Annotated in this window: 23 protein-coding genes; 4 read left to right on the top strand and 19 right to left on the bottom strand. The window is 41.3% G+C overall.

Annotation, left to right across the window (positions count from 1 at the left end):
* The 3 genes from QM887_RS08915 to QM887_RS08905 form a co-directional block, all read left to right on the top strand.
* A partial coding sequence (locus tag QM887_RS08915) for an IS3 family transposase (protein WP_414271315.1) occupies positions 1–853 on the top strand: 853 nt, incomplete at its 5' end.
* 135 nt (positions 854–988) lie between these two features.
* Positions 989–1,483 (top strand): thiol peroxidase, encoded by a 495-nt coding sequence (gene tpx / locus QM887_RS08910; protein WP_414271314.1) that lies wholly within the window; start codon positions 989–991, stop codon positions 1,481–1,483.
* Between the two features lie 89 nt (positions 1,484–1,572).
* Positions 1,573–2,223, top strand: a complete 651-nt coding sequence (locus QM887_RS08905) for a metal-dependent transcriptional regulator (protein WP_414271313.1) — start codon at positions 1,573–1,575, stop codon at positions 2,221–2,223.
* A 43-nt stretch (positions 2,224–2,266) separates the two neighbouring features.
* Here QM887_RS08905 and dtd read toward each other — a convergent pair whose 3' ends face one another.
* From dtd to QM887_RS08815, 18 genes are all read right to left on the bottom strand, one after another.
* Positions 2,267–2,710: a D-aminoacyl-tRNA deacylase gene (gene dtd, locus QM887_RS08900; protein WP_075229827.1), complete on the bottom strand. Its 444-nt coding sequence runs from the start codon at positions 2,708–2,710 to the stop codon at positions 2,267–2,269.
* 29 nt (positions 2,711–2,739) lie between these two features.
* Complete coding sequence (locus tag QM887_RS08895) at positions 2,740–4,956, bottom strand: RelA/SpoT family protein (protein ID WP_075229828.1); 2,217 nt, start codon at positions 4,954–4,956, stop codon at positions 2,740–2,742.
* Between the two features lie 145 nt (positions 4,957–5,101).
* The gene (locus QM887_RS08890) at positions 5,102–6,232 is read right to left on the bottom strand and encodes an ABC transporter ATP-binding protein (RefSeq protein WP_414271312.1); all 1,131 of its coding nucleotides are present in this window, start codon (positions 6,230–6,232) and stop codon (positions 5,102–5,104) included.
* A gap of 113 nt (positions 6,233–6,345) precedes the next feature.
* Positions 6,346–7,215: a helix-turn-helix domain-containing protein gene (locus QM887_RS08885; RefSeq protein WP_414271311.1), complete on the bottom strand. Its 870-nt coding sequence runs from the start codon at positions 7,213–7,215 to the stop codon at positions 6,346–6,348.
* Between the two features lie 2 nt (positions 7,216–7,217).
* Positions 7,218–7,604 (bottom strand): Mini-ribonuclease 3, encoded by a 387-nt coding sequence (locus QM887_RS08880; RefSeq protein ID WP_414271310.1) that lies wholly within the window; start codon positions 7,602–7,604, stop codon positions 7,218–7,220.
* Positions 7,597–8,940, bottom strand: a complete 1,344-nt coding sequence (gene cysS, locus QM887_RS08875) for a cysteine--tRNA ligase (RefSeq protein WP_414271309.1) — start codon at positions 8,938–8,940, stop codon at positions 7,597–7,599. Before cysS ends, QM887_RS08880 begins: the two co-directional genes overlap by 8 nt.
* Positions 8,937–9,479 carry a dihydrofolate reductase family protein gene (locus QM887_RS08870; protein ID WP_414271308.1) on the bottom strand — a complete coding sequence of 181 codons (543 nt, stop codon included), beginning with the start codon at positions 9,477–9,479 and terminating at the stop codon, positions 8,937–8,939. The genes cysS and QM887_RS08870 overlap by 4 nt, the downstream gene beginning before the upstream one ends.
* A 165-nt stretch (positions 9,480–9,644) precedes the next feature.
* Entirely contained in the window at positions 9,645–10,406 is a 762-nt protein-coding gene (locus tag QM887_RS08865; protein ID WP_414271307.1) for a nucleoside phosphorylase, read from the bottom strand.
* 3 nt (positions 10,407–10,409) lie between these two features.
* Complete coding sequence (locus QM887_RS08860) at positions 10,410–11,276, bottom strand: GNAT family N-acetyltransferase (RefSeq protein ID WP_414271306.1); 867 nt, start codon at positions 11,274–11,276, stop codon at positions 10,410–10,412.
* A gap of 11 nt (positions 11,277–11,287) precedes the next feature.
* A complete protein-coding gene (cysE, locus tag QM887_RS08855) occupies positions 11,288–11,905 on the bottom strand; it encodes a serine O-acetyltransferase (RefSeq protein WP_414271305.1) in 618 nt (205 codons plus the stop codon).
* Positions 11,906–11,919: 14 nt separating this feature from the next.
* Positions 11,920–14,142 (bottom strand): polyribonucleotide nucleotidyltransferase, encoded by a 2,223-nt coding sequence (pnp, locus tag QM887_RS08850; RefSeq protein WP_414271304.1) that lies wholly within the window; start codon positions 14,140–14,142, stop codon positions 11,920–11,922.
* Between the two features lie 440 nt (positions 14,143–14,582).
* A complete protein-coding gene (metF, locus tag QM887_RS08845; RefSeq protein WP_414271303.1) occupies positions 14,583–15,449 on the bottom strand; it encodes a methylenetetrahydrofolate reductase [NAD(P)H] in 867 nt (288 codons plus the stop codon).
* Positions 15,450–15,511: 62 nt separating this feature from the next.
* Positions 15,512–17,761, bottom strand: coding sequence for a 5-methyltetrahydropteroyltriglutamate--homocysteine S-methyltransferase (gene metE, locus QM887_RS08840; RefSeq protein ID WP_414271302.1), 2,250 nt, complete (start codon positions 17,759–17,761; stop codon positions 15,512–15,514).
* A 322-nt stretch (positions 17,762–18,083) separates the two neighbouring features.
* Positions 18,084–18,377 carry a helix-turn-helix transcriptional regulator gene (locus tag QM887_RS08835; RefSeq protein ID WP_414271301.1) on the bottom strand — a complete coding sequence of 98 codons (294 nt, stop codon included), beginning with the start codon at positions 18,375–18,377 and terminating at the stop codon, positions 18,084–18,086.
* 185 nt (positions 18,378–18,562) lie between these two features.
* A complete protein-coding gene (locus tag QM887_RS08830) occupies positions 18,563–18,928 on the bottom strand; it encodes a TIGR02328 family protein (RefSeq protein ID WP_414271300.1) in 366 nt (121 codons plus the stop codon).
* Positions 18,912–19,316, bottom strand: a complete 405-nt coding sequence (locus tag QM887_RS08825; protein ID WP_414271299.1) for a YbgA family protein — start codon at positions 19,314–19,316, stop codon at positions 18,912–18,914. The genes QM887_RS08830 and QM887_RS08825 overlap by 17 nt, the downstream gene beginning before the upstream one ends.
* Positions 19,317–19,527: 211 nt before the next feature.
* Positions 19,528–21,396, bottom strand: a complete 1,869-nt coding sequence (locus QM887_RS08820; RefSeq protein WP_414271298.1) for a P-loop NTPase fold protein — start codon at positions 21,394–21,396, stop codon at positions 19,528–19,530.
* Positions 21,397–21,641: 245 nt separating this feature from the next.
* Positions 21,642–24,296 carry a DEAD/DEAH box helicase family protein gene (locus tag QM887_RS08815; RefSeq protein ID WP_414271297.1) on the bottom strand — a complete coding sequence of 885 codons (2,655 nt, stop codon included), beginning with the start codon at positions 24,294–24,296 and terminating at the stop codon, positions 21,642–21,644.
* 137 nt (positions 24,297–24,433) lie between these two features.
* Between QM887_RS08815 and QM887_RS08810 the strand changes: the two genes are divergently transcribed.
* Complete coding sequence (locus tag QM887_RS08810) at positions 24,434–25,051, top strand: TVP38/TMEM64 family protein (RefSeq protein WP_075229849.1); 618 nt, start codon at positions 24,434–24,436, stop codon at positions 25,049–25,051.
* Positions 25,052–25,268: 217 nt separating this feature from the next.
* Here the strand turns inward: QM887_RS08810 and QM887_RS08805 are convergent, their stop codons facing one another.
* Complete coding sequence (locus QM887_RS08805; protein WP_414271296.1) at positions 25,269–26,423, bottom strand: MFS transporter; 1,155 nt, start codon at positions 26,421–26,423, stop codon at positions 25,269–25,271.
* Positions 26,424–26,621: the final 198 nt, after the last annotated feature.

Genomic DNA, 26,621 nt, shown 5'->3' with positions numbered 1-26,621 from the left:
AAAAATTGTTCAAGAATTAATCACTGAGTTTTCGTTAGATATTCTTCTAAAAGCCATTAAACTAGCTCGTTCGACCTACTACTATCACTTGAAACAGCTAGACAAACCAGATAAGGACCAAGAGCTTGAAGCTGAAATTCAATCCATTTTTATCGAACACAAGGGAAATTATGGTTATCGTCGGGTTCATTTAGAACTAAGAAATCGTGGTTATCTGGTAAATCATAAAAGAATTCAACGCTTGATGAAAGTACTCAATTTACAAGCTAAAATTCGACAGAAACGAAAATATTCTTCTCATAAAGGAGACGTTGGCAAGAAGGCAGAAAATCTTATTCAACGCCAATTTGAAGCAACCAAACCAATGGAAAAGTGTTATACGGATGTGACAGAGTTTACCATTCCAAATAGCACTCAGAAACTCTATTTATCGCCCGTTTTAGATGGTTTCAACAGCGAAATCATCGCTTATCATCTTTCTACTTCACCGAACTTGGAACAAGTGAAGAGCATGTTAAAACAGGCCTTCACAGAGAAGTACTATGAGAATACGATTCTCCATAGTGACCAAGGATGGCAATACCAACACGATTTTTATCATCATTTTTTAAAGAATAAGGGAATCCAACCATCTATGTCACGTAAGGGGAATAGCCCAGATAACGGTATGATGGAATCTTTCTTTGGCATTCTTAAGACTGAAATGTTTTATGGTTATGAGAATACGTTTCAGTCACTTGAGCACTTGGAACAAGCTATTGTAGACTATATTGATTACTACAACAACAAACGAATTAAGGTAAAACTAAAAGGACTTAGTCCTGTACAATACAGAACTAAATCCTTTGCTTAAATTAATTGTCTAACTTTTTGGGGTCAGTACACACCTTGAATTGGCGTTTTTTTTTTTTGATTCAAAATCCGGTCAAATTATTGGAAAACTCTGAACATTTAATGTAGAATGAAAGAAAAAAGATTGGAGTAGCTTATGACTACATTCCTTGGAAACCCTGTTACTTTTACGGGAAAACAACTACAAGTAGGAGACAAAGCAGTTGATTTCTCTCTCACAACGACTGACCTCTCTAAAAAAACACTAGCTGATTTTGAAGGCAAGAAAAAGATTTTGAGCGTCATCCCTTCTATCGATACAGGTATCTGCTCGCTACAGACTCGTCGCTTTAACCAAGAATTAGCTAGCTTAGACAACACTGTTGTCTTAACGGTGTCTATGGACCTCCCCTTCGCTCAAAAACGCTGGTGTGGTGCTGAAGGAATTGAGAATGCCATCATGCTCTCAGACTACTTCGACCACTCCTTTGGACGAGATTATGCCCTCTTAATCAATGAATGGCATCTGCTTGCACGCGCAGTTTTTGTTCTCGATACCGACAACACCATCCGCTATGTCGAATACGTAGACAATATCAACAGCGAACCAAACTTTGAAGCAGCCATTGAAGTAGCAAAGTCGCTTGACTAAAAGAAAGCCCACTTGTAACAAGACAGAAAGCTAGAGAAATCTAGCTTTTTTTGGTATACTAGATGGAGATAATAAACAAGGAAATGCGAATGACACCAAATAAAGAAGATTACTTAAAATGTATTTATGAGATTGGCATGGAACTTCCTAAGATTACCAATAAGGAAATCGCTGCTCGGATGCAGGTATCACCTCCTGCGGTAACTGAGATGATCAAGCGCATGCAATCCGAAAATCTTATATTAAAGAATAAAGAAAATGGCTATATACTAACGGACATTGGTTTAAATCTGGTCTCTGAGCTTTATCGCAAGCATCGACTGATAGAGGTCTTTCTAGTTCACCATCTAGACTATACCAGCAATCAGATTCACGATGAAGCTGAGGTATTAGAGCATACAGTGTCAGACCTTTTTGTGGAGCGACTGGAAACTATGTTAGGCTTTCCAAAGACCTGTCCCCATGGAGGAACCATTCCTGCTAAGGGTGAGCTTCTAGTTGAGGTTAATAACCTGCCACTTTCTGATATCAAAGAAGTAGGAAACTACCTTCTGACAAGAGTTCATGACAGCTTTGAAATCCTCCAATATTTGGATAAACATGCCATCCATATTGGAGACCAACTCCAAGTCAAGCAGTTCGATGGCTTCTCTAATACCTTTACCCTGATTCACAACAATGAAGAACTTCAAGTCAGCCTCGAAATTGCCAAACAACTCTATGTTGAAAAAATGAACTAAAGTCTTTATCAGCAAAAAACCAAGCCCGCTAGCTTGGTTTTTCTTATCTATTTTTGGTGTCAAGAATGATTGTTACCGGTCCATCATTGACCAGTTCCACCTGCATATCTGCTCCGAAAATACCTGTTTTCACAGGAACTTCCTTGGCTAGTTCTCGGTTAAAATCTTGATAGAAAGCCTCTGCAACATCAGGCTTAGCAGCACCTGTAAAAGCTGGGCGATTCCCTTTTTTGGTATCGGCAAAAAGAGTGAATTGAGAGATGGAGAGTATTTCTCCTTGGATATCCTTGACTGATAAATTCATCTTGCCTTCGGTATCTGAAAAGATACGCATATTGACAAGTTTTCTCACTGCATAATCCAAATCTTCTTTTTGATCCTCAGGGCCAACACCAACTAGGAGTAATAATCCCTGCTGGATTTGTCCATATACCTGACCTTCAATACTAACTTGGGCTTTTTTGACCCTCTGAATAATGATTTTCATAATAGCCTTTCTAGATCTATCGCCCCAACTTAACCATTGGTCCGTTTAACAGAGTAGACTTCTGGTACGCTCTTAATCTTATCAACTACCGTTGTCAGAGTTGAAAGGTTAGAAATCCCAAATGAAACGTGAATATTCGCAAATTTCATATCTTTGGTAGGCTGGGCATTGACCGTTGAGATGTTTTTAGTTGTATTTGACAAGACCTGTAAAACATCGTTCAAGAGTCCAGTACGATTGAGACCGTAAATATCGATATGAGCGATATATTCCTTGCTTGAGAATTGATCTTCCCACTCAACATCTAATAGACGTTGCTCGTAGTTTTCCTGCGAACGAAGATTCATACAGTCAACACGGTGGATAGCAACACCACGACCTTTAGTAATGTAGCCGACGATATCATCACCTGGAACAGGGTTACAACATTTGGCAATCCGCACCAAGAGACCAGAGGCTCCCTCGATGACAACACCACCCTCATGCTTCACCTTGAGGGTTTCCTTGTTTTCAACCTTGACTTCGCCACCCTTGACCAACTCTTCAGCTTCTGCCCTGGCCTTGGCGCGTTCTTCCTCACGGCGCTCTTTTTCAGTTAAACGGTTAAAGACTGTGATGGCTCCAATTTCCCCAAAACCAATAGCCGCAAAGAGAGCTTCCTCAGTCTTGTAGCTAGTTTTTTGGAGGACTTCATCCATATGACGCTTGTCCATGAATTTATTAGCCACATAGCCATTCTCCTGGAATTGACTCATCAGCATTTCACGGCCCTTATTGATGGACAATTCTTTGTCTTGGTTCTTAAAGAACTGACGAATCTTGTTCCGAGCTTTGCTGGTCTTGACCATGGTAAGCCAGTCACGGCTTGGCCCAAAGGAATTTGGATTGGTGATGATTTCAACCTGGTCACCCGTTTTTAGCTTGGTAGTCAAGGGAACCATACGACCATTAACCTTGGCACCAGTCGCCTTTTCACCGATTTTGGTGTGAATCTCATAGGCAAAGTCAATCGGTCCAGAATCCTTTGGAAGAGAGCGAACGGCTCCGTCTGGAGTAAAGACGTAGATTTCTTCTGCTAGGTAATTCTCTTTAACCGTCTCTACGAAATCCTTGGCATCATCGGACTGGTCTTGAAGCTCCATCATCTCCTTGATCCAGTTCATACCGATAGCAGATTCCTTGCCATTAACCTGCCCCTTAATACCTTTTTTATAGGCCCAGTGAGCAGCAACCCCGTACTCAGCAACCTCATGCATTTCCTTGGTTCGAATCTGGAATTCAATAGGTCCCTTTGGTCCATAAACAGTTGTATGGATGGACTGGTAACCATTGGCCTTACGGTTGGCAATGTAGTCCTTAAAGCGTCCAGGCATTGGTTTCCAAAGCTCATGGACATATCCCAACATAGCATAGACATCACTTTGAGTATCTAGGATACAACGAATGGCAATCAGGTCGTAGATCTCTTCAAAGCGTTTCTTCTTGTCCTGCATCTTACGATAAATCGAATAGATATGCTTGGGACGACCGTAGATTTTTCCTGTAAGGTGGCGTTCTGATGAATATTCCTCAAGTTTTGTCACAACCTCATCTACCAAGGCTTCACGTTCTTGACGTTTTTCCTTCATCATGTGACTAATCTTGTAAAACTCAGTCGGATTTAAATAACGGAAGGATAGGTCTTCTAGTTCCCACTTAACACTTGAAATCCCCAAACGATGGGCAAGCGGAGCATAAATTTCCATGGTTTCTCTGGAAATTCGTTCCTGCTTATCTTTACGAAGGTGATTAAGGGTTCTCATGTTATGCAATCGGTCAGACAGTTTGACCAAGATAACACGGATATCCTCTGACATAGCCATGAGCATCTTGCGGTGGTTTTCAGCCAGCTGCTCCTCGATAGACTTGTACTCAACCTTCCCTAATTTGGTAACCCCATCCACGATAATGCGAACATCGTGACCAAACTCTCTCTCTAAATCATCCAAGGTCGTTTCCGTATCTTCAACCACGTCATGCAAAAAACCACAGGCAACAGTGACAGCATCTAGCTTGAGCTTAGCCAAAATACCTGCTACCTGAATAGGATGGATAATGTAGGGTTCGCCAGATTTACGATATTGACCACTATGGCATTCTACAGCGTAAACCAAGGCCTTATGTACAAAAGCCACATCTTCTTTCGATAAATATTTCTGTGTTAAAGCGACGACTTCATCGCCTGAATAAATTACTTCTTTGGGCATGCATACTCTCCAGTTCTTCCTACCATTTTAACACTTTTTTGACAATATGAAAACTAGAAAAGCCTAGTTCTGTAAGAGTTTGCTTATCTTAGCAAAAAAGCACTACTAGAAAACTCTAGCAGTGCTAACACATTTAAAATCTATCTTAGTAAACTGTTCTTTCAGTTTCTACGTCGAAGAAGTGAGCTTTGTTCAAGTCAAATCCAAGTTCAACTGTTGCACCTGCTTGCAAGTAGTCACGTGCATCAACTTTTGCAACAAACTCATCTTTACCAACTTGGCAGTATAGGTGAGATTCAGAACCAAGCAACTCTGATACAGAGATCGTTGCTTTCACAACTGATTCTGGGAATGTTTCAAGGAATGCAGGTTCTGCGTTCACATCTTCTGGACGGATACCGAAGATCAATTCTTTACCTTCGTAGCCTTTTTCACGAAGAACTTTCAAAGCACCTTCTGGAACTTTCAAGCTGAAACCGTCAGCAACGATGTGGTCACCGTTCAATTTAACGTTGATAAAGTTCATAGCTGGGCTTCCGATGAAACCTGCTACAAATTTGTTAACTGGGTTTTTGTAAACTTCTTGAGGAGTACCGATTTGTTCAACACGTCCGATAGTACCTGTTCCAGCAGGGTTCTTAGTTGCTGACATGATAACGATACGATCTGCAAGCGTCATCGCTTCTGTTTGGTCGTGAGTTACGTAGATAGTTGTAGCTCCGATACGACGGTGGATTTTAGCGATTTCAGCACGCATTGATACACGAAGTTTTGCATCCAAGTTTGACAAAGGTTCGTCCATCAAGAATACTTTTGCGTCACGGACGATCGCACGACCCATGGCAACACGTTGACGTTGACCACCAGAAAGGTCAGCAGGTTTGCGTTCCAAGAATTCTTTCAATCCAAGGATTTCAGCTGCTTCTTGTACACGTTTGTCGATGTCTTCCTTGCTGTATTTACGCAACTTCAAACCGAAAGCCATGTTATCGTATACAGTCATGTGTGGGTAAAGAGCGTAGTTTTGGAATACCATGGCGATGTCACGGTCTTTTGGAGCTACGTCGTTGACAACCACGCCATCGATAGATGCAGTACCTTCTGTGATGTCTTCAAGACCAGCAATCATACGAAGGGTAGTTGATTTACCACATCCTGAAGGTCCTACGAAAACGATAAACTCTTTGTCTTTGATGTTCAAGTTGAAGTCTTCAACTGAATAGTGTTCGCTATTTGGATATTTTTTGTAAATATTTTTAAGATTTAATTCTACCATTGTGGAGAACTCCTTTTGTCATTTGATAGTTTTATTATAGATGAAAACGCTTAACTAATCTATGGCAAGGTGACCAAAAAAATAAAAAAGTTCTGTGCAACTTGCACAAAACTTTAGATTATATCTTGTAAAATTAACTGATAACACAAGGTCAAATCTGTCAATTCTTTCAACAGAAGCCCTGTCAACTCCTCCCACTTATCAATCTTATATTGGAGAGAATTACGATGCAAATACAACTGCTGGGCTGTTTTTGTCAGAACCGCACTATTGTCCCAAAGAGACAAAATTATTTCCTGAATCTGATCTTGATCTAGAATCTGTTGACGGAGATAGTCCTTGATCAGTCTAAGATCAACCTGTCTTTCTCCCAAACTCCAAAGATAAAGTTGAGAAAAAGTATGAACTCCTTGATGACCTTGACGCCACCAAGTCTTAAAGAGCTCGCGCTCTGCCTTAATCAAGCTCGCTAAGTTTTGCTTGGCATTCTGAGCCCAGACCTGGCCAAGCATAATTGATAGACGGAGTCCAAAGTCATACTCTACAGCTTCGAGAGTGTCTGTTAGGATAGAACGAACTGAAGAGTACTTGTCCTGTTGAAGAACAAAAATGTAATCCTGCGCTCCCACCTGAAGCACTGTTTGACAATTTGGAAAGAGGGTTCCCATCATCTCTAACCAAGACGTTAAATTTTCCTGTTGGAAATAGGATAGGTGACAATAGACAAGCTGCAATTTTTTAAAGTTTTTCGGTGCCTGTCCTTTGCCTTCAATGAGATAACTATACCAGGGATTGAGGGAAATGGTTTGCTCCTGTTTGGTTAAGAGAGCCACCAGTTGTTTTTCACGCTCACTAAGACTAGCTTCCTCAAGCAAAAGCCACTGATAATTTGACAGAGGTAGACTTAGATAACCCTCTTTATCAACTGGCTGATCTAAGATTTTACCATCAGGAAACCAATCCAGTAGTTCTTTTGCAATCATTCCTAGCCCTCCACTTTTTGGATGCACCAAGAAATCAAGGTTTCTAGGCGTTCCACATTTTTAGTCATATGAAGATAGCCCATGACCGCTTCAAAACCAGTAGACATACGATAGGTCACCACATCCGCATTCTTAGCCTTGGTATGGCTGTTGGTGTTGCGACCCCGTTTATAGATTTCTTCTTCTTTTTCCGTTAGGACTTCTTCTTCCAGCATGAGGGAAATCAAATGTGCCTGAGCCTTGGCCGACACATACTTGGTTGCCTCTTGGTGAAGTTTATTGGGCTTGGTCATGCCTTTGAGAATGAGATGGCGACGAATATACATAGAATAAACTGCATCTCCTTCAAAAGCTAGAGCAATCCCGTTAATGAGATTGACATCAATCACGTGTCCACCTCACTCCATCCTTGGTGTCAAGTAGCTTAATTCCTTGTGCAGCTAGTTGGTCACGGATTTGGTCAGCTGTCGCAAAGTCACGATTAGCACGCGCTTCTTGGCGTTTTTGGATCAAGGCTTCAATCTCTTCATCCAAAACTTCCTCAACAAAGACCACTCCAAAGACTTCTAACATAGCCGCAAGAGCTTCCTTAACGGCTGCATCATAGTTACCTGAATTGATCCATTTGGCCATTTCAAAGACAACGGTGATTCCATTAGCTGTATTGAAATCCTCATCCATAGCAGCTATAAACTTATCTTTAAATGCCTGTAACTCCTGAGCATCTACTGTTCCAGTAAATGGTTGTTCATAGGTGTTCTTCAAATACTTGAGATTTGTCTCCGCATCACGCACTGCTTTTTCCGTAAAATTGATAGGCTTACGGTAGTGCTGAGTCGCAAAGAAGAAACGCAATACTTGACCGTCGATCGTTTCGAGGGCATCGTGTACCGTAATGAAGTTACCCAAAGACTTAGACATCTTGACATTGTCGATATTGACAAAACCATTGTGCATCCAGTAGTTGGCAAAGGTCTTGCCTGTTTTAGCTTCAGACTGGGCAATTTCGTTGGTATGGTGAGGAAACTCAAGGTCAGCTCCACCACCGTGAATATCGATGGTATCACCCAAAATCTCCGTTGACATGACCGAACATTCGATATGCCAGCCTGGACGTCCAGGCCCCCAAGGACTGTCCCAAGAAATCTCACCTGGTTTAGCAGATTTCCAAAGAGCAAAGTCTACAGGGTTTTCCTTGCGAGCCGTTTCTTCATCGGTACGACCTGAAGCACCTAGTTCCAAGTCTTCTAGGCTTTTATTAGCCAACTTAGCATAGTTATGAGATTTTTCCACACGGAAATAGACATCTCCTTGACTCTCATAAGCATAGCCCTTTTCAATCAAGTCTTCCACAAAGCGGATAATGTCAGCCATAAACTCCACCACACGCGGATGGCGAGTCGCAGGTTTGACACCCAAGGCTGTCACATCCTCACGAAAGGCAGCGATGTACTTGTCCGCAACCTCCTGAGGCGTGATGCCTTCTTCCTTGGCACGGTTGATAATCTTATCATCCACGTCCGTAAAATTGGAAATATAGGCAACCTCATACCCACGATACTCAAAATAACGACGAATCGTATCAAAAGCCACTGTTGAGCGGGCATTCCCCACGTGGATATAATTGTATACAGTTGGCCCACAGACATACATCTTGACCTTGCCGTCCTCGATTGGGACAAAATCTCGCAAATCACGAGACATGGTGTCGTAAATTTTAATCATGTGGTCAACTCCCTTCTCTGTTTCTGACTTTTTCGGCTGAAAACCAGCTCTGCAAAAGGGCCAAATTGTCTGAGGCTATCCAGTTGGTAAAAGCGCTGCCCTTCCTCTTGGGTAAAGAGGGGAACCCCCTTTCCCAGGATAAGGGGCGCTATCTGAATAATGAGGTGGTCGAAAAGATCCGCATCCAAGAGCGGTCCTACCAAGGAATTACCACCAATCACAAAGACATTTTTGCCTTTGTCAATCTGGTGAACAAAGTCCACCACATCCCCAGCTACTGGCTGGTAATTGCTGACAGGCAGGTGCCTATCATGCGTAAAGACATAGTTTTCCGTAGCTTGATAAAAACTTTCTACATCTTGCAAATCTTGGATTTCCTCAAAGGTCCGCTTGCCCATGATGGTGATATCCATTTGTCTGTAAAAGTCATCATAGCCTGTATCCTCTACAGAACCAAGCTGATGCAGCCAGTCTATCCTGTGCTGGCTGTCTGCCAAGTAGCCATCCATGGTGATACAGCCGTAAAAATATACTGCCATTCTTGTAGTTCCCTTTCTAGTTCTGCTTCGCCTTCACTTAGCGGGATAGACCCAGATGATTAGACCTAAGCTAATCAAAGTATTCAGCAAAATCCTTGCTGGACAAGGAAAATAAGCCAGACAACAGTAATTCCAATTCGTACCTATTATTAGTAGAGAGTAGTTTCAATCCAAATCTCTAGCAATTACTAATGCTATCTCAAAGAAAGTCATAGCATCCGCTTTTCTATCCTCGCGTCTAGCATCCCATTCGTGATTTTGATGGTCGACATAGTCAGCTGTGTAGAAAAATTGATAGACATTGGCTAGTCGATATTGAGCCCAGGCCATGATAGCTGAAGCTTCCATATCTACAACTCTAGCTCCTGCTGCTAGTCTTCGTTTGACCTTAGCAGCTGTCTCACGATAGAAGGCATCTGTGGTCCAAGACTTTGTTCGAATATGCTCAATGCCAGCTTTATCCAAGGCTTTTTCCATAGTTAAGAGTAGAGATTGCTCATAGGCTATTTCATCACTTGCTGGAGCATGGTGATAACTAGTACCTTCATCACGTAAAGCCGAGCTTGGTAAGATAATCTTATCTGCTTGAATAGACTGGTCTAGAACTCCGCAAGATCCCAAAACAATAAAGTTCTTAAATCCTCTTGCTTTTAGTTCTTCTAAGAGTCCAACAACCATTGGAGCTCCAATAGTAGCCATAGCAACTGCTACCTTACTCCCATCTTTTTCATAGATATACCATGGCAGTTTGCCATTTAGATTGGTAAGGTAGCCACCTTCGTAGACACCATCTATCTGTTTTACTCGTTCAAGGATTTCTCCATTAAAAGACAAGATAATGGTATCACAAACTTCTCCACCACTAAGGAGGCTTCGATCAGTTGGCTCGATAACAGCAGGTACATTTTCAAATTCTTCTAATAGCATTTATTACTCTTTCGCATTCAGATAAACCACCTGGGTCTGTTTAACAAAGCCAATCTTTTCATACAAACGTTTGGCACCTACATTGCTATCTTCCACGGCAATCTGAAACTCCTTGTCATTTTGCTCAATCAGTTTGTTGACGAGGGATTTTGCTATATAGCTTCCGTAGCCTTGCCCACGTTCAAGCTCAGCTATTGCTAAACCATAGAGGTAATTCGTATTACTCGATAGATCAACTGTGCAAGTCCCAATAACCTGATCATTCTTTAGTAAAATATATAAGCGACTTTCTGGATCCTTCAGAGCTTCAGCGACATATCTATCCACAACTTCTCTAGATTCATGTTCCTCTGAAAATGCCTGAAATTTTAACTGACTAATTTGCTCCTGATACGAGCTATCTGCTAACAAAACTTCGAGATTAGAAACGTTTGCTAACGGGTATGGTCTTCTATCCTTACCTAACCAGGTTTCTGTCTCTTCATCCTCTACAAGTCCCCAGTTGCTGACAAAATCTGGATGACGCTCTAGAAAAATACGTTCTGTCTGAAAAGTCACTGAACGAATAGGGAAAGAAGTCGTTTCTTTCTCAAAGCTAGTAAACAAAGCACGTGCAATTCCCTGACGACGATAATCTGGATGAACCAGTATCGTCACTTCCACATCTTGGTCATCAGCATAGACAGTTAACAAACCAACAAGTTCGCCTTTTTCGTAAAAAAGGAAAAATGCGGGCATGTTTGGGTCAAAATTAAGCATGTTAGAGAGATAAGGAACACGATAAGTTCCATCATAGGCTTGGCAATAGTTTATTAGTTTTTTCGCCTCAGATAACTCCTCTTGGCTTAACTTGTTTCTTGCTTGAATCATATAGGTATCCTCTACAAACCAGACGACCTGTGACTGGCTTCTCTAGCATGCTCAAGTTTATTGACGTAGTATTCACGTTTTTCTTCGACTTCGTGAATGGTTGGTTCATCCTTGTGCCCGTGAACTCGAACAATCTTAGCAGGAATACCGACAACCGTTACATCGCTAGGAACATCTGCCACAACGACCGCAGCGGCACCGACTTTGGCATTTTCACCGATTTCTACAGGTCCAATGACTTGGGCATGAGCAGAAATGAGCGCTCCTTTACGAACAGTCGGATGGCGTTTGCCACTATCCTTACCTGTCCCACCAAGAGTAACCCCATGGTAGAGAAGAACACCTTTTTCAACGATAGCTGTTTCCCCAATCACAAGTCCTGCTCCATGGTCAATAAAGACACCTGATTCTATCTGAGCTCCAGGGTGAATCTCTATCTGCGTCCAAAAACGCCAAAACTGGCTGTGCATACGAGCTAAAAGCTTGAAACCGTGCTTCCAGAGAAAATGAGAGAGACGGTGAGCAGCCAAGGCTTTCACACCAGGATAAGTCAGCAAGACTTCCAAGGTAGTGCGAGCCGCTGGATCATTTTCTTTTACGATATCAATGGTTTCACGCCACCATCCCATACATTTCTCCTTTCTTATTCTGAGTCTTTTGGTGTTTCTGTAGTTTCTTTCTTAGGTTTGTGGTCCTTGTGGTGGTGACGAGGACGATCGCCATGACGATGACCTTTATCCCCTTTTTCTTCTGAACGTTCAGGTTTTGGCGGACGTGGCAAGAGTGCCTTCATAGAAGCATCTACACGACCTTTTTCATCGATCTTAATAACCTTCACATCTACAAAATCACCAATTTGAACTAAATCTTCTACATTATTGGTACGTGTCCAAGCCATTTCAGAGATGTGTACGAGGGCATCTGTCTTGTCAAAGAGGTTGACAAAGGCACCAAATTTCTCGATACGAACAACTTTGGCATGGTAGACTTCGTCCACTTTAGCTTCACGAACCAAACCAGCAATAATCTCTTTAGCACGGTTAATGGCAACTTGGTCGCTAGAGTAGATAGATACGTTACCTTCTTCGTCGATATCAATCTTAACTCCTGTTTCAGCGATAATCTTGTCGATGGTTTCTCCACCCTTACCGATGACAATCTTAATCTTGTCCACATCAATCTTGATGGTATCAATTTTCGGAGCAGTTGGAGCCAATTCTGGACGCACTTCTGGAATAGTAGCTTCGATCACATCAAGGATTTCAAAACGAGCTTTCTTGGCTTGAGCAAGAGCTTCCGTCAAGATTTCAGCAGTAATCCCTTGGATCTTGATATCCATCTGAAGGGCTGTAATACCATCACGAGTACCTGCAACCTTAAAATCCATATCTCCAAAGTGGTCTTCCAAACCTTGGATATCTGTCAATACTGTGTAGTTATTTCCATCTGAGATGAGACCCATGGCAATACCTGCTACTGGTGCCTTGATTGGCACACCACCAGCCATAAGGGCAAGAGTTCCCGCACAGATAGAAGCTTGAGATGAAGAACCATTTGATTCCAAGACCTCAGCTACCAAGCGGATCGCATATGGGAATTCTTCCAAGCTTGGCAAGACTTGAGCAAGAGCACGCTCACCTAGGGCACCGTGACCAATTTCACGACGACCAGGCGCACCATAACGACCTGTTTCCCCTACAGAGTATTGTGGGAAGTTATAGTGGTGCATAAAGCGTTTCTTGTACTCTGGATCCAAGCCATCAATGATTTGCGTTTCACCCATTGGTGCCAAAGTCAAGATAGAAAGGGCTTGGGTTTGTCCACGAGTAAAGAGACCTGAACCGTGTACGCGAGGAAGGAAGTCAACAACCGCATCCAAAGGACGGATTTCATCAACCTTACGGCCGTCAGGACGAACCTTGTCTTCAGTGATCAAACGGCGCACTTCAGCATGTTCCATTTGTTCTAAGATTTCAGCCACATCACGCATGATACGGTCAAATTCTTCGTGGTCTGCATATTTTTCTTCGTAAACTGCTGTTACTTGATCTTTTACTGCTTGAGTCGCAGCTTCACGCGCCAATTTTTCTTCAACTTGAACAGCTTTTTGAAGGTCACTGTTGTAGGCTGCGATGATTTCGGCTTGCAATTCCTCATCTACATGAAGTAATTCAACTACTGCTTTTTCCTTACCGACTGCCGCAACGATTTCTTCTTGGAAGGCAATCAATTCTTTAACGGCTTCGTGTCCTTCGAGAAGAGCTTCCAACATGATTTCTTCTGACAATTCTTTGGCACCAGACTCTACCATGTTGATGGCGTGCTTAGTACCTGCTACTGTCAATTCAAGAAGCGATTGCTCTGCTTGTTCTTGATTAGGGTTGATGATGATTTGGCCATCCACATAACCTACTTGTACCCCAGCGATTGGTCCGTCAAATGGAATATCTGAGATAGACAAGGCCAATGATGAACCAAACATAGCTGCCATTGGTGCAGATGCATTTTCATCGTAAGAAAGAACCGTATTGATCACTTGCACTTCATTACGGAAACCTTCCGCAAACATCGGACGGATTGGACGGTCAATCAAACGCGCTGTCAAAGTCGCATCTGTTGAAGGACGTCCTTCACGTTTCATGAAGCCACCAGGAAACTTCCCAGCTGCATACATTTTTTCTTCGTAGTTGACTTGAAGTGGGAAGAAATCCCCTGTTGCCATCTTCTTAGACATAACAGCAGCAGTCAAGACAGTTGACTCACCATAACGCACGACAACAGAGCCATTTGCTTGCTTAGCAACCTGACCAGTCTCTACAATCAACTCACGACCCGCAAAAGTCGTTTGAAACACTTGTTTTGTCATTTTAATCCCCTTTGGATTGATAATATTATACGCCTTGCCTACAAAGATCAAGATACCAAGCCGTTAAGCAACTCAAAGGAAAATAGGAAATCAAACGACAGAGCGAACGCTCTTAGGTAGATTTATCTTTTTCCACAGAGTTGTAGGCGGGTTCAATTACGCATGATAGCATAGATTGACGCAGTGTGCGATACATACCAGGAAATCTATCTTTTTCACTAGGGATTTAGCCCGTGTTCAACTCCGAAATTACTTTAGTTCTGATTCTTTAACTTACATCTCTTTGACATAAGATTAAGACTGCTTAAATATCGTTTATACCCTCATCTTTGTATCAAGTACGTACAGAGTCTATTTTATCATATTTTTCTTAAAAAGTGCTGGCTTTTCTATTAAAAAGGAACCATTCCTCCATGAAAAGAAGAATGGTTTGCTTTTTATTATCCTAAAGATTGGTGATTAAACAAGGCATGGGTTGCTTGGTGAATGTACTGAGCAGTATCTGCATTGTTCATAGTGTAGAGATGCACACCTGCAACGTCCTGAGTTACTAAGTCCACGATTTGGTCCACGGCATAGGCAAGTCCTGCTGCTCTGAGTGACTCAGGGTCATTCTCATACTTGTCTAAGATAGCTTTAAACTTACGTGGAAGATGGATATTCTCACAAGTCTTCAAGAGACGAAGAGCTTGGTTACGATTCAGGATTGGCATGATACCCGCATGAATCGGTACATCAATACCAGCCAAGGTGCACTTGTCCTGGAAATCGTAGAAACGCTCATTATCAAAGAAAAGCTGGGTGACAAGACTTGAACAGCCTGCATCTACTTTTCTTTTCAGATTTTGAATATCTGAGATTTGGTTTGGCGAATCAGGGTGCCCTTCTGGGTAACAAGCGCCAATAATTTCAAAGTGTGGCGCCTGTTCCTTAATAAACTCGATCAAATCAGTCGCGTAACGGAAGTCCTTTTGTGGTTCCACATCAGGAATGAGATCTCCACGCAAAGCCAAGATTTTCTGAACCCCAACCTTATCCAAATCTGCAATGGTCTCAGCCACCTTATCCTTGGTCAGATAGATAGCTGGCAAGTGAGCAATGGTTGGAATCTCCAAGTCATTTTGGATATAGTCTGCCAAACGAACCGTCGTCTCTTTGATATTAAATTTATTATTGCTGGCAGTCACACTGATAAAGTGTGGAGCCAAATCTTGCATGTTTTGCAGAGCTGCAATAATTTTGTCATTGCCTACTGCTGGGTTTGGAGGGAAAACTTCAAATGAGAGGGACGGTGTTTGACGTAACATATGTATGAACCTTTTCTAGTTGATTTCTTACTGATCAACCATGTATGGAGAAATGTCTTTTCTTACAATTTCTCACGCGCAGCTTTAGCAGCTTCTACAAGGCGGATCAAGCTTTCTTTAGTTTCTGGAATACCACGTGTTTTCAAACCACAGTCAGGGTTGATCCATACTTTCTTGCTTGGTACTTTAGCAAGGATGGCTTCGATAGTGTGGTCGATTTCGCCTTCGTTAGGCACACGAGGAGAGTGGATATCGTAAACCCCAGGTCCAACTTCTGTTTGGAAATTTTTCGCTTTGAGTTCGTCCAAGATTTCAAGGTTTGAACGGCTTGCTTCAAATGAGATAACGTCGGCATCCAAGTTGTCGATAGCTGGGATGATATCTGTAAATTCTGAGTAACACATGTGAGTGTGGATTTGTGTGTCTGGTGCTACTGTTGAGTGTACCAAACGGAAGGCTGGAATAGCCCAGTCAAGGTAGTCTTCGTACCAGTCGCTACGACGGAGTGGCAATTTCTCACGAAGAGCAGCCTCGTCGATTTGGATGATTTTCACGCCTGCAGCTTCAAGGTCAAGAACTTCATCCTTGATTGCAAGAGCGATTTGAAGAGTAGAATCCTTGATAGAGATGTCTTCACGTGGGAATGACCAGTTAAGAATTGTAACAGGTCCAGTCAACATACCTTTAACAGGTTTGTCAGTACGGCTTTGTGCATAGCTAGACCATTTGACAGTGATAGGGTTGAGACGAGTGACATCACCCCAGATGATTGGTGGTTTAACCCCACGCATACCGTATGATTGTACCCAACCGTTCTTAGAGAAGAGGTAACCTGACAAGTTTTGACCGAAGTACTCAACCATGTCGTTACGCTCGAATTCACCGTGTACAAGCACGTCAAATCCAACTTCTTCTTGCCATTTGATCCATTCGTCGATGGTTTCAGCAAGGAAGGCATCGTATTCTTCTTGTGACAATTCACCCTTACGGAAGGCCAAACGTTTAGCACGAACTTCCTTAGTTTGAGGGAATGAACCGATCGTTGTTGTTGGAAGAGCTGGAAGTTTGAATGCTTCTTCTTGGATTGCTTCACGTTCTGCGAATGCTGGCAAACGAGTGTAGTCTGCGTCAGTCAATCCAGCGATACGCGCACGAAGTTCCGCATTTTCACCAACACGTTCAGTCGCAAAGAGTTCTTTGTTAGCTGCAAGAGCTTCTGCTCCTTGACCGTTGCGGATAGCATCCAAGTCACGGATTTCATCCAATTTTTCAACTGCAAATGCGAAGTGGTTCAAGATAGCTGGTTCGAATTCTTCATTAGCAGTTGTAAATGGCACATGAAGAAGTGAACATGAGCTTGTCAAAACGATATTTTCAGCTGGGATTTGCTCAAGAACAGCCAAGCTCTTTTCGTAGTTGTTACGCCAGATGTTCTTACCATTGACAATACCTGCATAAAGAGTCTTGTCAGCTGGGAATCCACTTTTAACGAGTTCAAGAGTTTTCTTACCTTCAACGAAGTCAAGACCAATCGCATCTACTGGCAATTTCACAAGGTCAGCGTAAACGTCACGAACGTCACCGAAGTATGTTTGAAGCAAGACTTCAAGACCTTTTTTGTCAGCCAAGAGTTTGTTGTAGATGTTCAAGAAGAGGGCTTTTTCTTCTTCTGTCAAATCTTTGACAAGAGCAGCTTCGTCGAGTTGGATACGAGTTGCACCAAGTTCAGCCAATTTCGCAAAAACCTCTTGGTAAGCAGCCACTAAGCTATCTACGAAGTCTTCTGCTTTCACACCTTCTTCAAAGTCTGACAATTGAAGGAAAGTGAATGGACCTACAAGGACAGGACGAGTGTTAAGTCCAAGCTCTTTAGCTTCTTGGAACTCATCAAAGATCTTGTGACCAGCCAATTTTACTTGAGTGTCTTTTTCAAATTTTGGAACGATATAGTGGTAGTTGGTATTAAACCATTTCTTCATTGGAAGGGCGCGAACATCCCCTTTTTCTCCTTGGTAACCACGACCCAAAGCAAAGTAGCGTTCAAGATCTGACAAGTCCAAGTTTTGAACAGATGCAGGAACTACGTTGAAAAGGAAGGCAGCATCAAGGAAGTTGTCATAGTGTGAAAAGTCATTTGATGGGATTTCAGTGATGCCTTTTTCTTTGACGATGTTCCAGTGTTTTGCACGCAATTCTTTAGCCGCAGCCAAGAGTTCTTCTTCTGAGATTTCTTTTCTAAAGTATTTTTCAGTTGTAAATTTTAATTCGCGGAATTCACCCAAACGAGGGAAACCGATAATTGTAGTTGACATGTTTTGTCCTCCAAAAATTGTTGTTGAAACTATCTTAACAGAAAAGAAATCATCTGTATAATTGTAAAAAATTAGGCTTTGATATAGTTTGAAACTATATCGCTTTTTAAAGCAAAAAAAAAGATTTGGAGAAGATTCCCCAAATCCTTTGATAGACAATGATTAACAGATTTTCAAGATAGCCATGTTCATAGTCAAACTTGAGTAAACTGAAAGATGACTATGGCTTGTTATTAGAAAAGACTATAAGTTGGTTTATCTATATTATACACTTGAGGCACTATAACTGTTAAATTTGTTAAAGTTTTCCAACTTCTTCCTATCAACTCTTTCCCTGTTCAAGTGGGACGACTGCTAGTGTCTTGCCTAAACTGGCTAGAACTTTTAAGACGGTATCCAACTGAGGACTGGTCTTTCCTGTTTCCATCCTAGCTATGACTGGCGGGCTCACTCCACTAAGTTCTTCTAACTTTTTCTGGCTAATTCCTTGCTCATGTCTAGCTTCAATTAACTCACTCATGATAGCTACTCGCATATCACTTTCAAGAATTTCTTCCTTGGTAAAGAGTTGAGACCGAACATCCTTCCAGTTACTCCCAACGGCACTATTCTTCATCACTTATCCCTCTTTCTTTTAAGTCCTTTAGTTCACGCTTAGCTTTTTAAAATTATAACTCAAAAGTTATTAAAAGTAAATCCAAATACTTACAAAAAGAAGACCTTAGAATCATTCTAAAGGTCTCATTTTTATTATTCGAAAAAATTACGAAAAGAGTTCTAAATTAGAGTTAATCCTGACTATTACTCCAGCTCTATCCCCTTCTCTCGGAGATTAGCCAGACACTCCTCATAGTAGGCATTGTCATGCTCGCTATAGATAGGGCTATTCAGCTTCTCCTCTGCTAAGTCTTCATAGGAAGGGCAGGTCTTGCCACGGTAGTTCTTGTCCAGCCACTCCGGACTAACCTTGTAGCCACGGTCAGCCATCTCCTCCATGATCAAGCGATGATAGGCATAGAGACGATAAGGCGAGTGGGTAAAGACATAGTCAACCGTCGCATGCTTTCTGCCCCAGCCATTGCCACGAAGGGCGCAGCACTCTCGATGTTGCCCCAAGAGCTGCGGACGGGGAAGTTGTGGAATCAAGTCCTCATGCCAAAGTCTCATGGGAGTCTCCTTTCAACAAGGTCGAATCTTGCAGATAAGCATTTGGGTAACGCTCAAGCAAATCTCTAGTTCTAGCAATCAAGTCTTGCTTGGAAGCTTGGCCAAAGCGATAGCGATCCAGCAAGAGCATATAGTCTTTGCGCTCATCAAGGCTGGCTTGCTTTTTAAAATAGCCCCAAATATGCTGAAAAGCGTTGCAAACCTGACCTCTGTGTTCTGGAATATGGCAGGCACAGTCAATCATCTCTTGAACCTGACTTAGCTCCACCACTTCTTGCTTGAGATACTGGCGAATATCCTTGTAAATATTGCTTGAATGGCTCAAAACAAGGTATTTATTTTCCGCCCAGAGTTGTTGACACTGGGATTTTTGGTTAGTTTGTTCCATCTTTCTCCTTACTTTCTATCCGTTTCCAGGAAATATGGAAACAAAGTTGTATCTAAAAATCTTTCAAAAATGTATTATTACTCCTATTTTATCATAATTCTATAAAAACCACTCGACCTGAGTAGAGCAAGTAATTTTTATAGAAAATGCTAATTTAGTGTAACGGTAAGAAATAAGCAATAAACTAGAAAAATACCCAAATTTTAAAATCCTAATCCCTGCGTCTATGTTCTCCATCTATTTTCTCATCAAATGTGAATCCTTTTGATTCCAGCTGATCAAGTTTCAGGCGAATCTTTTTAATAACATCCTCCCTATAATCTTCAAAATCATGTGGTGGTTCAAAAGTGTATTTACCTATCCAAAGAGTATAGATCATATTTTCTGGGATAATATCAAAATCAAAATAATTCTCATCAGTAGATAGAATCCCTTGAAATTTCCAAAATGATAAAAATTCCTTATCTCCAAAACAATCTATCGCATTCCATATACTACTATCCCATTTCTTAAATTGCCCAAATTTATTAACCGCACTTAGATAGGTCAATAGGAAGAAATCTTTCCGATTTAGCTTGGCAAAATTTTCATTATTAATCTCTAATTTTGTATAGTGAAGTCCCAAATCATGGAAGCTAAGTACTCTATGCTTTTCCATAAAATAAATGATTTCAGACTGGTCTAAACCTTCTTTCCTAAGAATAGTTTCCCAAAAATTTACAATCCTAGCTATTGTTTCCTTGCTTAAAGGAGTATTTCTCTCATATCTAGGGATTTCTTCATTCAATTTTTCTTCAACAATATAGTCCATTGCAGAGCTATTATAAGATTTCAGAGATTCCTGTATAGTAATACGTAGTAGTTTAGCTTTCTGAATTTCAGAAAAAGATTTATATTCGCTTGAGAGATATTGATAAAAATCTTTGTTATAGTTTGCCTCTCTTAGTTCTCTGGATAATTCATTACTGTCTGTTTCAAGTAATGTATTAAATTCCTCTTTTGTATGATTTAGAGGTTCTTCATAGAGAAAATAGGCTGGTTTATTCTTTTTATAGTTCGGTGGATATTGGTTATGGTCTGATTGCTGAATGTCAGATAATATTTCCTGTATGCTTCGTCCAAACTTGAAAATCTCTGTAAAACTTGTTTCTTCATCATCCTTAACTTTTATTTCTTCGTTCTTTAATAGTTGTTTATATAATTCAGGATAAAAAAGATAAGCGTAGATAATCCAAAGTTGCTGTTCTTCTTGAACATGTTCAAACTTCTTCCTTGAAAAGAATTCTTGATTGACATAGTCATTAAAATGATTACGATCTCGCAAATTTCTGTTTTCAAAGCTAAATCTTCTCCAAAAATCATCTGACAAACTCGTATTGAGTTTTTTACTTAACAACTCAAAATAATCTTGCCAAATATTTGATGGGTGAAGAACAAATGGTAGTTCTATCCGTCTATCAATAATTTTAGAGAGGAAATTATTGTCGTTAAGATGCACTTTCTCAATATCTCCAACAAAAACAATTGGAATCTTGCCATCAAGCAAGCTAAAAATTTTATAACTCTCCTCTTGTTGTTTGTTAGACATTCGATCAAAATCATCAATAACTAATACTTTTCGAGATAATGATAGACATTTAGAAGTTAGTAAACAACTGTAAAAACCATCTGATTTGATTTTAAAAAATTGATAGATTGCTACTAATAAAACAATACTCCCAATAATTAATTTAACACAAAAAGATTCAAAAAAAGAACTTAAACCCAAATCAACTACATTAGTCATTAAGATAGAAACTGCGACACATAAAACTATGAAAATCCTTAAAAGGCTATATACCAACGGGTGTAATTTTGAAAAAACAATCTCAATCGTTGAGCGGTTATCGCTTAATCTCCAAAAGTCTATCGTAACTAATTTTTTATTAGTATTCTTACCAACTTCAACTAGAAATTCTGTTTTTCCAGAACCCCAGTTCCCATTTAAGAAATAAGTTTTATTTTCTTCAAGTAATTTAGCAACATTTTTAGCTGCTACTGAAGTATCAATGTGCTTTAATGTAATAAATCTATCATCCATAGTATTTCTTTCTAAAAAACAAAATATTTCATAGCGCCTACTTTTATAAAAATTATACCACGAATCCACCAAAAAACGCCTTTAAATAATAATATATCTACAGACGTTTATTTTTATCCTGCCACTGTTCTCGCTTCTTCTACTTTTACTTTTTTCTCCTTCTTATTGGAACCAGTCAATCGTTTCTTACTGTCTCTATTTGTGTTTATCTTTTAAGAAAATTTATTTATATATTGTGATTTTTTCTATTTCAAAGCACTTTTGACCTTTTTCTTGGTGATGATACGGTCGTTTTTGTTGGCTAGGGATTTGAGTCTGGCTTCGAGCAGGATTTTTCGGCCTGCTTCGTTGCGGGTGTAGACTAACTGGTAATCACCTAGCTGAGGTGCGATTGCGTCTAGAAAGAGCTGAGCTTCTTCCTTGCGCTTTTCAAAGAGGCTAGGAACTACAAAATACTTGGATTGACCTTCTGGTGCTTTTTTAGCTACTAAGAGGTAGCGTTGATTGTCCACGGGAGCAAAGAATTCACCCAAGGTCTGAGAGAAGAGCTCCTTATCTCGCATACTGCCACCCTTGAGATAGGCAAAAATGCAATAGCTATCCTTATCTTCTTCCACCTGCACGCGCGACTGATCATCGGAAAGATACCCCATCTTTAGCATGGCATTACGAATACCTTCACCCACCTGACGTAGACGTACATAAGGACTCTTGTAAAAGAAATAACGAACCAGAGCAATAGTAAGCAAGACAAGACTAATAGTCGTTAACCAAGCAAGACGAATACCATTTGTTTTAAAAAGATAGAGGAGGAGATTAACTGCAATCAATAAGAAAGAATAGCGAACCCACTTTTCAGCATCGACTAGTGTCAAGAGAGGGATTTGCTTACGATCCGTCGCTACCTCATTGACAATCTCCAGTTTATCCGCAACTACTAACGCCTCCTGCCATTTTTTGCGAAGGGAGCTACGGTCCTTGGACAATTCCTTGATCTTCTGATTATAGGCTTTAATCTTACTTTTCTTAAAGGGTGGTTTAGGGAAGTCCAAGCGATCCAGCCCTGTCTCGATGGTATCCTCCTTATAGGATAAACCTAGAAAATGCTCCATACGACGAATTAGACTGAGTAAATCTTGATAGGAATTATCCTTATCTACTTCCTCTCCATTTTCCTTTTCCCGCAAGAAAAGATTTTTGGTATAGGGTTTGATAGCGACTAGATGCCAGATATTGCTGGTCTTTTCTGGATGGCCTGACCAGACACGAATGGCACGCCCTCGCATCTGATTGCTGAGCATAAAGCTCCCCACAAAACTACCTAAGATCAGAGAATTAACACAAGGCGCATCCCACCCTTCACCTAAGAGAGACTTGGTCCCGATCAAGACTTGGATGGCACCCCTTTGAAAGAGCTCAGTTACAGCCCCTACCATACCTTTACAGGTTGAGGGAAAACCTACCTGAAGATAGGCATCTGGATCTAGTTGACCAATGGCTGAGAAGGTCAAAGCGACCGTTGGCAAGAGTGCTTGGAGCTCCTTCCTGACACTAGTTGGCACGATAACCACACTTCCCGAAAGCACTGCTAGGGGAACAGAAATCCCCTGTTTCTGAGCACTTCGGCGAATGCTTTCAAAGTAAGGGAGAACCCCCAGTTGACTGATGGGAGCCTGATCATCCCCTAGATAGTTAGCAAAGTCCTTGCGGATATAGTCTGCTAGGACTAGTTGTCTCAAGTCTTTTCCGAGGCTAGCATACTCGGTCGCAAAGATATCAGCAATTCCAGATAATTTCCCCAAGGATTGATTGAGAATTTGATCATTGATCTTATTTCGAACCAAGAAAAGCTGGCGTTTGTCAATCAAGCCCCTGGCCTTCATGTCCCTTTCTATCTCTTTGATATAGTCTGGGCTTGCCTGGTACCAATCAGGTGTCTGGTAGAGAATTCCTTGGAGAAGGACCTCCATCCAGTAGTAGTTCAGCGAAGGAAGGCTTTTACTGCCAATGAGATCCTTTAAGTATTGAGGGATTTCTAGCTTTTGAGAATGAAGATAAATGAGGATGGCCGAGAGATACTTGGGATCTTCAAGAAGTAGATCTGCCGAGATTTGGCCATTAAGAACCTTGGAGCTAGCAATTAACTCCTTAAACTCAGGTTCATCCACTAAGTGACTGAGATACTGCCACTTGGCATCTTCAAAGTCCTGAAGAACCTTCTCCTCTTCCTTGGTCGGAGTACAGATATAAACAAAGTCTTGGTGGGGACAAAGGGTCTCCTCCTTGACCAACTCTGGCACCGTGATTTCTTGGTCGATCTCCCCACACATCTGGAGATAACGAGCCCAGAGTTCTGGTTCACTATCATAGGGAGGGGTTGCTGTAAGAGAAATGACCTGTAGCTTCGGATATTTCTTACGGAAATCTTCCAGACTTCTCCACCATTCATTTCTCAAATGGTGGCATTCGTCCAGACAGAGGGTTTCAACTCCCTGCTCCTTAAGACTAGCAATGAGATCAAAACCGCCAAAATCCACCGTCTCACCATTCTCTTCTTGAGACTGGACCTGTTGCATAGCACTATGAAAGGCTTGGTAGGTAGCGATGGTGATTTGCTTCATGTCCTTGAGATTTTGAGACACAAGACTTGTGACTTGGTTCTCATCCTCTAAAAAGGCCTGGCGAATTCTATCCACCCACTGTTCCCGAATGGTAACCGTCGGTACCAAGACGAGAGCAGGATTATCAAAGCGAGCCATCAACTCGATACCAATGGTTGTCTTGCCAGATCCTGGTGCTGCCACAAGGTGAACATGTCCATCTGCTTGATATTCTTGAAACTTATCCAAGACTTGTTTTTGGTAGTTGCGCCAAGTTCCATTAAAGCTTAATCCTAACATGTTAGTTTCCTCATTCTAAGCTGTCATTTTCTTACTATCATTTTATCATACTTGTGTCAAAGTCACACCTAGAATACAGATAGTCTTTCTCCTCAAAATATGGTATAGTAGATTTATACTACTTAAGAGGATTTTACATGTCACAGAATATTCAAATGAAAACTATTTCACCCCTTCTGCAACAAGTGATTCATATTTCATCTATCGTTGGTGGAGTTGGCACCTTGATCTTCTGCATCTGGGCCTATCAGGCTGGGATTTTACAGTCCAAGGAAACCCTCTCTGCCTTTATCCAACAGGCAGGCATCTGGGGGCCTCCACTCTTTATCTTTTTACAGATTTTGCAGACGGTGGTTCCTATCATTCCTGGTGCTCTGACATCGGTCGCTGGTGTCTTTATCTATGGTCATATCGTGGGGACTATTTACAATTACATTGGCATTGTCATTGGTTGCGCCATTATCTTTTACCTAGTGCGACTTTACGGTGCTCCCTTTGTCCAGTCTGTCGTTAGCAAGCGTACCTATGATAAGTACATCGGCTGGTTAGACAAGGGCAATCGCTTTGATCGATTCTTTATCATTATGATGATTTGGCCAGTTAGTCCAGCAGACTTTCTCTGTATGCTGGCAGCTCTGACCAAAATGAGCTTCAAGCGTTACATGACTATTATCGTCTTGACCAAGCCCTTTACCCTCGTGGTTTATACTTATGGCTTGACCTATATCATTGACTTCTTTTGGCAAAGACTTTAATACTCTTTGAAAATCAAATTCAAAAAAGAATGAGGCCGGGACAAAATCCCGACCTCTTTTTGTATGAATAATGAGCCTTTGATAAAGCAACTTATTGGAGCATTTCTGAGCCTTCTATACTCCATAAAACTCTGTTAATAATTATTTTTTACTCTACATAACTTTCAACACTTCACTGTATGCTTAAGGACTCGCAAACTCATCATCTTTTCGCTTTTTAAACTCTCTTTTTCAACAGATAGGAAACCAGACAAGAAGTAACAATCATCCATACTCCTAGAATGATAAAGGTCATTCGACCATTCGTTGTTACTAAGCCAATTCCTGAAAGAACAAAGGGTGTTAATGACGCACCAAAACTACATCCCAAAACTGCAAAGGAAGTTGCTTTATTGAGAAGCTTGGCAGGTATTTTCTCAGAAACCAACTGAAAGACGGTTGTGAGAGCGATGCTATAGGCAAAGCCTCCTAAGACCGAACCTGCAACGACTACCCAGAGAGAAGGTGAGAGAGCAATGATGATTTGCCCGATACCAAAGGTTACACCCGCAACCAATAAAAGTTTTTCCTTAAAGGCAGAGATGAGGAAAGAAAAGCTAATTCCCGCCAGAATCCCAATCAACTGCATGGCACTGAGTACCAGGCTTGACAATTGAGCATCTCCAAAGCCCGCCTCAATCATGAGACTAGGAATACGGAAGGTAATGGCTGTATTGGTACATACAATAACTGCAGCCCCGATGGCTAGAAAGAAAATCAACTGTTTCATAGAGCGAGTCAATCTTACTACTTCTTCTGTCTTTTGCTTGGACTCATGAACTTCTTCTTTGTTATAAGGGACAAAGAGAAGGAAGAGTACAAGAACCACTAAACCTGCTGCATAGGCTAGGAAGGTTGCGGTCCACCCAAAGGCCAAAAGTTGCCCAACCGCCAAGGTTAAGATAGAGGCACCTACTACCTCGGCAGAACCACGAAAGCCAAGCATCTGGATACGAGTTTTACCATGGTATCGTTCACTAATAATGGAGATAGCCTTTGCATTGAGCATCCCAACACCCAGTCCAAAAAGAAGACGAGTGACAAAGACAAAGTAGTAACCTTGATACCAGAAAGGTGCAGTTCCACTGATTGAAAGGATCAAAAGTCCCAAGGTTAATTGGAGACGCTCAGGAAAAATGCGCTCCAAAACTCCGTTCAATAAGAGCATAGCCATAATTCCAAAGGAAGGGAGACTGACCAAAAGCTCGACCTGACCTGTCGAATAACCCTGGTAATAGTCAAACATAGCAGGGAGGGCACTCGAGATTGAAAACGATGTGATCAATACTAAAGACAGAGAGAGCACGCTCGCCTTTTCTAAAAATTGTTTCATCTTATCCTCATATTTCATTCATTTTAGCTAGAAAGAGCTCGTGATTGCTTGTATCGCTTGATGAAAGTGTCTATTCACTACTTCTATCATCGGATTGCCAGCCTCCTCCATCAGCTCTTATGACAAAAAGGTCCTTTCTTATCATACACTGTTTCCAGCAAATTGGCAAGCAACTTGTAGGGCAAGTTCAAAACAAAA

It is taken from the genome of Streptococcus infantis (assembly GCF_047460875.1).
GTDB lineage: Bacteria > Bacillota > Bacilli > Lactobacillales > Streptococcaceae > Streptococcus > Streptococcus infantis_AA.
This window is presented reverse-complemented; position numbering and strand designations above follow the sequence as displayed.